The organism is Vibrio qingdaonensis (assembly GCF_026191675.1).
In the GTDB taxonomy this organism is placed as follows: domain Bacteria; phylum Pseudomonadota; class Gammaproteobacteria; order Enterobacterales; family Vibrionaceae; genus Vibrio; species Vibrio qingdaonensis.
Genome location: NZ_JAKRRY010000012.1, coordinates 79,932 through 92,939 on the forward strand (window position 1 = coordinate 79,932; position 13,008 = coordinate 92,939).

7 protein-coding genes are annotated in these 13,008 nt (G+C 46.8%); 5 read left to right on the top strand and 2 right to left on the bottom strand.

Annotation, left to right across the window (positions count from 1 at the left end):
• Nucleotides 1-53 precede the first annotated feature (53 nt).
• The 5 genes from cmoM (at nucleotide 54) to MD535_RS10965 (ending at nucleotide 8,539) form a co-directional block, all read left to right on the top strand.
• A complete protein-coding gene (gene cmoM / locus MD535_RS10945) occupies nucleotides 54-848 on the top strand; it encodes a tRNA uridine 5-oxyacetic acid(34) methyltransferase CmoM (RefSeq protein WP_265675070.1) in 795 nt (264 codons plus the stop codon).
• The gene (gene mukF / locus MD535_RS10950) at nucleotides 848-2,185 is read left to right on the top strand and encodes a chromosome partition protein MukF (RefSeq protein WP_265675071.1); all 1,338 of its coding nucleotides are present in this window, start codon (nucleotides 848-850) and stop codon (nucleotides 2,183-2,185) included. The genes cmoM and mukF overlap by 1 nt, the downstream gene beginning before the upstream one ends.
• Complete coding sequence (gene mukE / locus MD535_RS10955) at nucleotides 2,166-2,912, top strand: chromosome partition protein MukE (protein WP_265675072.1); 747 nt, start codon at nucleotides 2,166-2,168, stop codon at nucleotides 2,910-2,912. The genes mukF and mukE overlap by 20 nt, the downstream gene beginning before the upstream one ends.
• Nucleotides 2,909-7,357 carry a chromosome partition protein MukB gene (mukB, locus tag MD535_RS10960; protein ID WP_265675073.1) on the top strand — a complete coding sequence of 1,483 codons (4,449 nt, stop codon included), beginning with the start codon at nucleotides 2,909-2,911 and terminating at the stop codon, nucleotides 7,355-7,357. Before mukE ends, mukB begins: the two co-directional genes overlap by 4 nt.
• Before the next feature lie 156 nt (nucleotides 7,358-7,513).
• Nucleotides 7,514-8,539, top strand: a complete 1,026-nt coding sequence (locus tag MD535_RS10965) for an alpha/beta hydrolase (RefSeq protein ID WP_265675074.1) — start codon at nucleotides 7,514-7,516, stop codon at nucleotides 8,537-8,539.
• A 73-nt stretch (nucleotides 8,540-8,612) separates the two neighbouring features.
• On the opposite strand, the gene MD535_RS10970 is transcribed toward MD535_RS10965, so the two are convergent.
• Together MD535_RS10970 and MD535_RS10975 are read right to left on the bottom strand one after the other, a co-directional pair.
• Nucleotides 8,613-11,753: an efflux RND transporter permease subunit gene (locus MD535_RS10970; RefSeq protein ID WP_265675075.1), complete on the bottom strand. Its 3,141-nt coding sequence runs from the start codon at nucleotides 11,751-11,753 to the stop codon at nucleotides 8,613-8,615.
• Nucleotides 11,754-11,758: 5 nt separating this feature from the next.
• A complete protein-coding gene (locus MD535_RS10975) occupies nucleotides 11,759-12,877 on the bottom strand; it encodes an efflux RND transporter periplasmic adaptor subunit (RefSeq protein ID WP_265675076.1) in 1,119 nt (372 codons plus the stop codon).
• Nucleotides 12,878-13,008: the final 131 nt, after the last annotated feature.

The window sequence follows — 13,008 nt, forward strand, 5'->3', positions numbered from 1 at the left end:
GTCACTTATATGACAGAATAGCAGTCCGATTGGCTATCTTAACTCAATAAACTGTGATGCAAGACCGTAATTTCGACGATATCGCCCACAAATTTGCAAAAAATATTTACGGCTCAGAGAAGGGTGAAATCCGCCAAACTATTGTTTGGGAAGACTTAACTCAAGTACTTGCCGTACTGGATGATACTAGAAAAACACTAGAAATATTAGATGCAGGTGGCGGATTGGGACAAGTTTCCCAAAGGATTGCAGCAAGAGGGCATAACGTCACACTTTGTGACCTCTCTTCAGAGATGCTTAAGCTAGCGAAATCTGATGTTGAAAAAAAGGGACTACTTTCGCAATATCGCTGGATCCATAGCGCGATTCAACAAATCGATGACCATTTACCACAGCCTGTTGATTTGGCGTTGTTCCACGCGGTAATGGAATGGTTGGCTGACCCTAAATCCGCATTAGAAACCGTGTTAAGGCAAATCAAGCCGGGTGGTATCGCATCGATTATGTTTTATAACCATCATGGATTGGTGTTTAAGAACGTCATTTGTGGCAATATTCCGCATGTACTTAATGGAATGCCGCATCGTAAAAGATTCAAGCTTCAGCCCCAACAGGGACTTAAGCCAGAAGAGGTGTATCAGTGGATTGAAGAAGCAGGGTTTGAGATACAAGGCAAATCCGGGATTCGCTCATTCAGTGATTACATCGGCAATATGCAATATATGGGAGACTACACAGCTGAAGAGGTTCTGAAACTGGAACAACAGCTGTGCCGCCAAGAGCCCTATCTCTCAATGGGTCGATACATTCACGTATGGGCACAAAAAAAAGAAGAACAGGAAAGATAATGAGTGAGAACACTCTGCCTGCTGGAGAGCAACCTATCGACGAACTTGTCGGATGGGTGAAACAGCATGACTTTTCATTAAACCTGTCAACAGAACGGTTGGCATTTCTCATTTCTATTGCAGTTCTGAGTAATGAAAGATTTGATGAAGAACTGGGCGAAGGCGAACTGCACGACGCGTTCAAGATCGTAACCCAGCAATTTGATGAAACAGGAGACGCATCCGCGTTTCGAGCAAACAACGCCATCAACGAACTGGTAAAACAGAAGCTCATGAGCCGATTTACCAGTGAAGTGACCGATGGTGCGAGTATTTATCGCTTAAGTCCATTAGCAATAGGCATTACAGATTACTACGTTAGGCACCGCGAGTTTTCAAAACTGCGTTTATCGATTCAACTGTCTATGGTTGCTGACGAAATGGCGAAAGCGATCGTTGCGGCTAGAGACGGCGGAACGGTGGGGCATTGGCGTAAAAACGTCTTTGGTGTACTTAAATATTCGGTGGGAGAGATATTTGATCAAATCGATCTTAACCAACGAGTCATGGACGAGCAGCAACAGTTAGTGAAGCAACAAATTGCCGAGCTACTGAATAAAGATTGGCGTGAAGCCATCAATAACTGTGAATCCTTGTTATCAGAGACGTCGGCTAATTTGCGTGAGTTGCAAGATACCTTGCAAGCCGCCGGTGATGAATTGCAAACTCAGATCCTAGATATACAAGAAATCGTTTATGGTGATGATGAGCTTGAATTTGTTGGTGAAGCACTATTTGGACTGCAGATGAAGCTGGATCGCATCATCAGTTGGGGCCAGCAAGCTATCGATCTCTGGATTGGCTACGATCGCCATGTCCACAAATTCATACGTACCGCCATTGATATGGACCAAAACCGTGCCTTCAGCCAAAGGCTGCGTCAGTCGGTCACAGACTACTTTGGTGCACCTTGGTATTTAACCTACGCCGATGCAGAGAAGTTGTCCGACTTACGTGATGACGCTTTGGTCCTTCGTAATGAAGAAGTGACGGGCGCCGTGCCACTGGACGTAGAGTATGAAGAATTCGAGCAAGTGAATGATGAACTTGCCGAGCGCATTGCAGACATGCTGAAAGCGCATAAAGAGCGCGGAGCGGCGATCGACTTAGGGCAAGTCCTACGCGATTACCTAAGCTCACACCCTCAGACTCATCATTTTGATTTAGCAAGAATTGTTGTCGACCAAGCGGTGAGGTTGGGCTACTCCCAGTCTGACTACTCTGCCATCCAACCCGATTGGCAAGCGATTAACGATTTTGGCGCAAAGGTACAAGCAAATGTCATCGACAAATATTGACGAATACATGTCAGAAAAACTGGCAAAAGCAATTACAAACCCATTATTTCCGGCGCTAGACAGCGCGCTTCGTGCAGGTCGCCATATCTCGTCTGAAGATTTGGATAATCATGCGTTATTGTGCGACTTTGAGGTGGAGCTTGCTTCATTCTATCAACGTTACAATACCGAACTTGTCAAAGCTGCTGAAGGCTTCTTTTACCTGCGACCACGTTCAACCACGTTAATTGGACGTAGCGTATTATCTGAACTTGATATGCTCGTCGGTAAAGTGTTGTGTTTTCTTTACCTGAGTCCTGAGCGTTTAGCCCATGAAGGCATTTTTACCAATCAAGAGCTTTATGAAGAGCTGCTGTCCTTAGCGGATGAGTCTAAGCTGATGCGCTTAGTGACCAACCGAGCAACAGGTTCTGATCTTGATAAAGAAAAGTTGTTTGATAAGGTGAAAACTTCACTCAGAAGACTACGTCGTTTAGGTATGACCATTTCGATTGGCGATACTGGTAAATTTCGCATCAGCGAAGCGGTATTTCGCTTCGGTGCGGACGTTAGACTTGGCGATGATATGCGCGACGCTCAACTTCGTTTGATACGAGATGGGGAAGCGGTAGTGGTTCATGCTAAAGAACCAGAACAACAAAGCCTAATTCCAGCAGAAGAAACGCCAACAGCAGAACGACCAACAAGCACTGAAACAGAGCAAGGAAAAGACGAGGCAGACTTATGATTGAAAGAGGTAAGTATCAATCAATGACCATGATCAACTGGAACGGCTTCTTTGCGCGTACCTTTGATATTGATGGTCTGGTAACCACCTTGTCTGGCGGTAATGGTGCGGGCAAATCGACAGCAATGGCGTCATTTATCACGGCTCTAATTCCAGATCAGAGTCTACTGCACTTTAGAAACACCACCGAAGCGGGTAGTTCGCAAGCATCGCGTGATAAAGGCTTGTACGGTAAGTTACAACCGGGTACCTGTTACTCTGCGCTTGATGTGGTCAACTCTCGTAACCAACGCATTTTGTTTGTGGTTAAATTGCAGCAGGTGGCGGGTCGCGACAAAAAAGTCGACATTAAACCTTTCATTATTCAAGGTTTACCAAGTCATGTTAAACCGACAGATGTCTTAATTGAAAATGTGTCAGACAACCATGCCCGTGTTCGTCAGATCAACGAAGTCAAAGATGTCATCGGCGATATGGAAGGAGTGCAATTTAAAGCCTTCAGCTCGATTGTTGAATACCATTCACAGATGTTTGAATTTGGTGTATTACCGAAGAAGCTGCGTAATAACAGCGATCGTTCTAAATTCTACCGTTTGATCGAAGCATCATTATACGGCGGTATTTCTAGTGCGATTACCCGTTCATTGCGTGACTACTTGTTACCGCAGAACGGCGGAGTGAAAAAAGCCTTCCAAGATATGGAATCGGCGCTGCGCGAAAACCGCATGACATTGGAAGCCATCAAAACAACGCAAGCAGATCGTGATCTATTCAAGCATTTGATCACCGAATCAACCCACTACGTTGCCGCGGATTACATGCGTCATGCCAACGAAAGGCGCAATAAGCTAGAGCAGACATTAGCCTTGCGTGGTGAGTTGTTTGGCTCTCGTCAGAGCTTAATATCACAAAATGATCTGCTGAATAATGTCCAGCAGTCACTGTCCATGCTGGTGGAAAGTGAAGCGGGTTTAGAGCAAGATCATCAAGCGGCACAAGATCATTTGCAGTTGGTGCAAAATGCCCTGCGCCAACAAGAAAAAATCGCCCGCTACCAAGAAGATCTAGAAGAGCTGAATGAGCGTCTAGAAGAACAAGTGATGGTGGTTGAAGAAGCACAAGAGCGTAAATTCATTGCTGAAGAGCAGGCATCGCAATCTGAAGAAGAAGTGGATAGCCTTAAAACACAACTGGCTGATTATCAACAGGCGTTGGATGTACAACAAACGCGAACGCTTCAGTATCAACAAGCGGTACAAGCATTAGAAAAGGCTCGCCAGTTATTAGGCAGCAACGAGCTGGATGAAAGTAACGCAGCGGCGCAACTTAACCGTCTTAAAACGCAAGAAGCGACAAGCACCACGAAATTGCTAGAGCTTAAACACCGCGTTGACATGTCTTCGGCAGCGGCAAAACAGTTTGAACTTGCACTATCACTGGTGAAAAAAGTGGTCGGTGACGTCCGTCGTGACCAAGCATCCGATGTGGCGAAAGATCTGCTGAATAATGCTCAGGCGTACCAACAAGTACTGAACGATGAGACTCAGCTGCGCGCTCAATATCGAGATGTAGAAAAAGCACTTGAGCGACAAGCGCAGGCGCAACAACTTCGCACTGACATCGAGCAGCAAGGTATCCAAATCAAGACTGAAATGGATATTGAGCTAGAAGCAGAAAGTCAGCGTGAACGTGTACTCGAAACCGAGCTTAAGTTAGAAACGTTAAAAGAGCAGCAGCGTGATGTTAAACAGCAAGCGCAAGGACACAATGCTGACATCGCTCGTTTGGAAGCTCACGCGCCACAATGGATACGTTCATTCAACGCTTTAGAAGCATTGCGTGAGCAATCAGCACTTGAGTTAGTAGATCGTGCGGATGTGATTGCCTCAATGCAACATATCAATGAGTCTGAGCGCCAAACCGCGACAACAAGAGATACGCTAGCCATTAAGCGTGATGAACTAGAGCGTGAAATTGAGCGCCTTGCATCGCCTGGCGGCTCTAATGATCCTCGTTTAAAAGGGTTAGCGGATACCTTAGGCGGCGTATTGTTGTCTGAAATCTACGATGACATCACGTTGGATGATGCGCCGTATTTCAGTGCAATGTATGGTCCGGCTCGTCATGCGATCGTCGTTTCTAACCTCGATGGTATTAAAGAGAAACTGGTTGAGCTTGATGACTGCCCAGAAGATTTGTACATCATTGAAGGCGACATAGACGCGTTTGATGACAGCACCTTTGATGCCGATGAGCTAGGCGGCGCAGTATGCGTTCAGTTAAATGATCGTCAGTTGCGTTATTCTCGCTTCCCAACCATTCCATTGTTTGGGCGTGCCGCTCGTGAGCAACGTTTAGAGCTGCTTCGAGACCAAAAAGAAGAGACCGTTGAACAGCACGCGAAAGCGGCATTTGATGCACAAAAGCTGCAACGTTTGTATCAAGCATTTAATGCCTTTGTTGCCGAGCACATGCAGTTGGCATTTGACGCGGATCCTGAGCAAGCTATTGCTCAATCTCGAGAGCAGTTAAGTGTATGTAATCGCCAGCTGAATGATTTTAAACAACAAGAGCAGCAGGTTGCCTCACAGTTTAAGCAAGCAAAGCAGACGGTGGTTTTATTAGATCGCCTGATGATGTCGGCGAGCATTTTGTTTGATGAGACTCTGACAGAACGATTCGATGCATTACGCACGCGCATCGAAGAGTTAAATACCGCGAAGCAGTTTATTTCAGCGCACGGTCAAACTGTGACGCAATTAAGCAATGTTGCTAACGCGCTAGAGAGCGATCCAGAGCAATTTGAAGCGCTGGAAAGTGAATATCAATCGTTGGATAGCGCTTTACAGTCGCTAAAAGGACAAATCTTTGCTGTGGCTGATTTAGCCGAGCGTCGTCCGCACTTTGCTTATGCCGACTCTGTTGAGATGCTGAGTAAAAGCAGTGAGCTGAGTGAGCAATTAAAGACGAAGTTGGTGCAAGCTGAAGACGCTCGTCGTCGTTTACGTGATGGCTTGAAACAAGCTCAAGAGCAATCAAACCAGTACAACCAAGTTATGGCATCGCTTAAGAGTTCATATCAAGCGAAATTAGAGACGGTTCAAGAGTTTAAAATTGAATTGCAAGACTACGGTGTTGTTGCCGATGACACCGCCTTTGAACGTGCTGAAAAGCGCCGTGATGAGCTGCATTTAGCATTGCAAACGTCTCGTACTCGTAAGAGCGAATACGAGAAAACCATTACCGCCACAGAGCTGGAGATGAAGGGGCTCGCTAAGCGTCTGAAAAAAGCTCAAAAAGAGTACGTAGAATTGCGTACTTATGTGGTGGCTGCGAAAGCAGGCTGGTGTAGTGTCCTGCGTTTGGCAAAAGAAAATGACGTAGAGCGTCGATTGCATCGTCGTGAGCTGGCGTATTTAAGCGCCAATGAGCTGCGTTCAATGTCGGATAAATCATTAGGGGCGCTGCGTTTAGCTGTCGCGGATAATGAGAATCTTCGTGATGCATTACGTTTATCGGAAGACAATGCCAAACCTGAGCGCAAGGTATTGTTCTATATTGCCGTATACCAACACCTTCGAGAGCGTATTCGCCAAGATATTATTCGTACCGATGATCCGGTTGAAGCTATCGAAGAAATGGAAGTGGAGCTGGCTCGTTTAACCGAAGAGCTGACGCAGCGTGAAAACCGCCTTGCATTAAGTTCTGAGTCTGTTTCAAGCATCATTAAAAAGACCATTCAACGTGAGCAGAACCGCATCCGCATGCTCAACCAAGGGTTGTCTAATATCCACTTTGGACAGGTGAAAGGCGTACGCCTTAACGTTAAAGTTCGTGAAAGTCATGAGCAGCTTCTTGAAGCGCTGACGAGAGAGCACTCGGACTTGTTTGAAACCATGCGCTACACCTTCTCTGAAGCGATGGCGAAGTTGTTCCAACGCGTTAACCCACATATTGATATGGGGCAACGCTCACCACAAGTATTAGGCGAAGAGCTACTTGATTATCGTAATTACCTAGAGCTTAGCGTAGAAGTGAACCGTGGCTCTGATGGTTGGTTACAAGCCGAGTCTGGTGCGCTCTCCACAGGTGAAGCGATCGGTACGGGTCAATCTATCTTATTGATGGTGGTTCAGAGCTGGGAAGAGGAATCAAGACGATTACGCAGTAAAGATATTGTGCCATGTCGTCTCCTGTTCTTAGATGAAGCGGCCCGTTTGGATGCGAAATCTATTGCGACGCTGTTCGAGCTTTGTGATCGCCAAGGAATGCAGCTATTAATTGCCGCGCCAGAAAACATCAGCCCAGAAAAAGGCACCACGTATAAGCTTGTACGTAAAGTGTTTAAAGACCACGAGCATGTACACGTCGTTGGTCTACGCGGTTTTGGTGAGACGAAACAAGCAGAACAGATAAAAGAGCTTGAAGAGCAGATATTAGGCTAAGATCTAATCGGATAAAATAGAGCTAGAAAGAGGCGTGACACGGTAAGGGTCACGCCTCTTTTTTTTGATAGCCACCTTGTATCTTGAATGGTTTCGTATTTGAATAAAATATCATTATCTACAGTATGTTATCGGCGTTAGCATGTAGGAGTCTGTATGGTCGTATTTAGTATAGTGTCACTCATCGTCTTGGTGGTGTTATTCAATTTTTGGGGCGTCAGAATTCGTCATCAAGGTATGCAACCCATTCCAAGAGATAAGTTCGAAGCCGCTCAACAACGCATTGTGATAACACAGGACGGTCGTCAGGTCGCTTATTGTGTTTACGGCAGTGATGACCCAAACGCGCCAGTTGTTATTAATATGCACGGTTCCGGGTTAGAAGCGGGTTTTGAGCGAGCAACGTATGAGGCGGTTTGTGAGGCGCTAGAGTGTCGAGGGATCGCGATAAGCTTACCCGGTTGCGGGTTTAGTGACGAAAAACCCGGTCGCAGAGTGGTAGATTGGCCTGCTGAAGATTTAGACGCGGTGTTAACCGCGGAACGTATTGGTGAGTTTCATATTACGGGTCATTCGCAAGGGACGCCTCATGCGATGGCGGCGGCTTTACATTTTCAGGAGCGTTGTATTGGTTTAGGCCTTAATGCACCACTATTACCCACGGTACTTTGTGAAGAACTTGGCACAGGGGCGACCATAGGAACGGGAGGGACGCCAACATCGTCAAAGTTAAAACAGGTGACGATGGGCTGGTATTTTTCAGTGTTCCGCATTGTGTTTGGTGTGCTACCAGCCAGCCTCGCCAGTATGCCAATTCGTAAGGGGTTCCCTAAAGTTAACGCCGATAAAGCGCTTATTGAACGCTTTGAAAGTTCGATGCGTCGTTCTGTTGTAAGGGGAACAACCGGGGCGACATGGGAATCAGCGCAAGACACCTGCTTTGACTGGGGTTTTGATGTTAAGAATCTCCAATGTACTAATGCGTGCGTATGGCATTCTGATGATGATTCTGCGATTCCATTTGAACAAGGTAAATGGTTAGCCACACATTTGTCAGCAGACTATAAGCATGAGGCGGAAGGGTATGGTCATATGACGTATTGTGCTGGGCAATACCAAATACCAGAGAAATCGATTGTTGCAGCGCTTCTCAATGGCGCGGCTAAACCCAAGCAAACCTAATGGAAAAAGGGTTGACTTGATAGTCAACCCTTTTGGACGCTTTGACGTGATTTGCTATGCAAGCGCTTCAGTACTAGCGAACTTCGGAATTAACAGTAAGAGGTGCGGCTTTACCATGGCGCTCCCTTAGGCGTTGTAGCATCACCCAGATAACCGGCACGATTAAACACCCCAGCACGGTTGCGGCGAGCATGCCGCCGAACGTACTATAACCAACCGCGCGTCGGGCACCGTCACCAGCACCTGTGGCAATGACGAGCGGAATGACACCTAGGATAAAGGAGAACGCAGTCATTAATACGGCTCTAAAGCGCAATTTTGTTGCCGCAATAGCAGCATCGACAATTGACAGCCCTTTAGTTTCACGTAACTCTTTGGCAAATTCGACAATGAGTATGGCATTACGACTTGCCATTCCGACCATCAATACCAAGCCCACTTGCGTGTAGATATTAATATCGCCATCCATTAGCCAAGTGTGGAGCAGGGCACCGAAAATGGCCGTTGGCACACACATAATAATCGCCAGTGGTGTCACCCAAGATTCGTACTGCGCCACAAGGAACAAAAAGGTAAACAACATAGCCATGGCGAACATAATCGGTGCCGCATTGCCTGCTTTTTGCTCTTGGTAGGTTAGCCCTGACCAATCGTATTTGTAGCCTGCAGGTAAGCTTTCATCGGCGATTTTTGCCATGGCTGCTACCGCTTCTCCTGAGCTGTATCCCGGAGCTGCGACACCATTAATCATCAGTGAACTATACAGATTAAAGCGTTCAACCGCTTCTGGGCCCAGCGTATTATTTACTGTAATCAGTGAGTTAAGAGGCACCATCTTTCCATCAAGAGAACGAACGTAAAAACTTGAAATGTCGCTGCTTTTGGCGCGACTGCCGGCTTCGGACTGCAAGAATACTTTGTAGTTTCGACCAAACTCTGTGAAGTCATTGACATAAAGACCGCCGAGGTAGGTTTGCAATGTCATATAGACAGACTCAAGGCTTACATTAGTGGCTTTGATTTTGTCTCTATTGAGCTTTACTTCTACTTGAGGTGTATTGGCGCGAAACATGGTGTAAGCCAAGTCAATGGCTGGATGCGCCATCGCTTGTTGCATCAAATTGTCGCCGACTTCAGCTAATGATTGAGATGAGCGTCCCATGGTATCTTCAAGGCGCATTTCAAACCCTGAGTTCATTCCAAGCGCAGGAATAGCGGGAGAAAAGAAGCTAATGATCTCAGCATGCTTGATGGAATCAAGTTTGGTTTGAACGCGCTCCATGATGGCTTTCATGTGCATGGTTGTGTCTTTACGCTGTTGCCAATGGTCAAGGTTAACAATCATCATTGCAGAGTTAGAAGCAGCGGCATTACCAAGTAAGCTAAAACCGGGAGCCGACACGACACTGGACACCCCTTCTTCCGATTGCACAATGTCAATTGCATCACGGGTAATCTGCTCGGTACGTGCAAGCGACGCCGCTTGTGGCAGTTCTACGTTAATGAAAAAGCTGCCAGAATCTTCATCGGGTAGGAAGCCACTTGGCATGTGATAGCCCATCATTACGATGGCCGCAATCATGACGCCAAAGCACGCTATGCTTAGCGCCAAGCGTCTGATCATCAGCGATACCGTCACGCCAAGCCCTGTTGTGGCTTTTTCTAATCCGTGATTGAATGCTTGCAACCATTTGCCGGGCTTAGGGCCGCCGGGGCGCATTAAAATGGCGGCAAGGGCAGGGGTAAGGGTTAAGGCATTTATCGTTGAAATGGCGATAGAAACCGATAGCGTAATACCAAATTGCTGATACAGCTGACCTGTCAGTCCGGGCATCATGGTAACGGGACCAAATACTGCAAACAGCACTAAAGCAGAAGCAAGAATAGGCGCGGTCACTTCTCGCATGGCTTTTAGTGTGGCATCCATTGGTGAAAGATGCTCTTCTGCCATTAAACGTTCAACGTTCTCAACCACAATAATAGCGGCGTCGACAACAGCGCCAATCGACAATACGAGACCAAGCAGTGTCAGCATGTTCATCGACATCCCCATCACTTTCATGGCAGCAAAAGTGGCAATGACAGAGACAGGAATCGCAATCACCGGAATGATGGTGGTGCGCCAATCTTGAAGGAAAACGTACGTTACCGCCGTGACGAGAAGAACCGCAATGATGAGGGTTTCGAACACCTCTGCGATAGAGACTTTAACGAACTCGGTCTGGTTGTATGGAATTGAGTAGTCAATACCTTGCGGAAAGCGTGACTTGAGCTCTTCCATTTTGTCATCAATGCCAGAGGATATATCCAACGCGTTGGCTCCTGGCGCTTGGTAAATCGCAAGTAACGCGGCATCTGATTGGTTATACATCGCTTTGACGATGTACTGTTGAGAACCTAGCTCCACCTTGCCCACGTCCGAAATGCGAACTAATTTACCTTGCTTGTCAGATTTGACCACGATGTCGTCAAACTGTTCGGCGTTACTTAATCGTCCTTCAGTGCGTACCACCATTTGAAACGGTGAAGATTGCTCAGCATAGGGCGCAGCACCCACCATACCAGCAGGGCGGATGACATTCTGCTCGCCAATGGCGGCAGCCACATCTTCAGGTACAATACCAAGGCTTGCCATTTTTAGCGGATCAAGCCAAATACGCATCGCGTATTCCATGTCGCCGATATTACGTACCTTTGAAACCCCAGCCACCCGCGCGAGCTCGTCTTTAATATTCATGTTGGCGTAGTTGTTGAGAAATAGCCCGTCTTGGCTTTGATCTGGCGAGTGCACCAAAACGGCCATCATAATGTTGGACGCGGTCTTTTCAACTTTGACACCTGAACGTTTCACTTCTTCAGGTAACTTCGCCATTGCACGGTTGACTCGGTTTTGTACTAATATTTGTGCCTTGTCAGCATCAAAACCGACTTCAAAGGCTACGGTCAGCAAGTAGTTGCCGTCGCCAGCGGATTTAGATTTCATGTAAATCATGCCTTCGACACCGTTAACCTCTTTCTCTATTTCGGTTGCAACGGTATCTCGCAGCACTTCGGCGTTTGCGCCGGTAAATTCCGTGGTCACTTCAATTTCAGGTGGCGCGACATTTGGGTACTGTTCGACGGGGGCATTAAGTAGTGCAACCAGACCGATGATGGTCATCAAGATACTCAGTACGATGGAGAACTTGGGACGACGGATAAAAAATTCAACCATTTGAGTTATCCTTCTTCCGTCATGGCAGCATCCACGATGGTTCCCGGTTTCACCTTTTGCAGCCCATCGACAACAATATGTTCGCCCAGCGTCAGGCCTGACTCAACTAAAAAGATATCGCTCAATTGCTGATACCACTTAAAGTACTTTTTTTGCACGGTGGCTTGCGAATCCACGGCATAGACAAAGTGTCCACCTTGATCATATTGAACGGCTTTGCTCGGTACTGACAAAGAAGCAATGGAATCATCAACCACTTCAACGGTGACATATTGTCCCGGTAATAAAAGGAGCTGTGGGTTAGGGAAGTTAAGACGAACGGTGATCGTACCCGTTTCAACATCCACGCGGTTATCGACAAAACCGACTTGGCCTGCGTGAGGGTAGCGAATTCCGTTCGCTAATTTTAGATTGACATCAAAGTCGCTGGCATGGCTTTGATTCAAGATCATTGCTTTTTGAAATTCGGCTAATCCAGAGGTTTCATTGACCGAAATATTGACCCAAGTGGTGTCGAGTTTGACCACGGTTGTTAGCGGCTGTCCTTCAGGTGTGACGATGTCACCTAAGCTGTATTCAGAGTTACTCACGCGGCCCTTAATTGGGCTAGTGATTTGTGTCCAGTCGAGCTCGAGCTGGGCTTTATCAAATTCAGAATTCGCGATTTCATAACTGGCCAACGCGGTGGTGTGCTCAAGTTGAATTTCTTCGAACTCTAGTGGGCTTAATGAGCCTTCACTGTGAAGTTTGCTTGCTCTTGTCAGGGTACGCTTGGCTTGGGCGAGTTGTGCCTTGGTTTTGGCTCGCTCGGCTTTAGCGGCGTTCAATCTAACCTGAAATGGCTTTGGATCCAGCTCATACAATAGCTCGCCTTTTTCCACATCCGCGCCTTCAGACACCGCTTTGTGAATAAGGCGCCCGGATACCAGTGGTCTAATTTGCACATCTTCGGGAGCACGAGTTCGACCGACATATTCGGTGATGGGGAAAGTGTCACTTTGTGATACGGCGATAGTATTCACGCTGACAGGAGACACAGAAGCAACAGTTGCGTTGTCAGTATCACAGCCAAAGAGAAAGGTTAACGAAAATGTTAAGGCTGCATATAGAACGGATTTGGTCATTTAAATCTCCAAGCCACAAAATCCAAAGAGTCATTAAAGCAATTACCATTACTTTATATGTGTAGACCTAATATTTCAGGGTCGTGATTGACGACGAGCTGTGAGACTGTTCATGCTAAGAAACGCAGTGT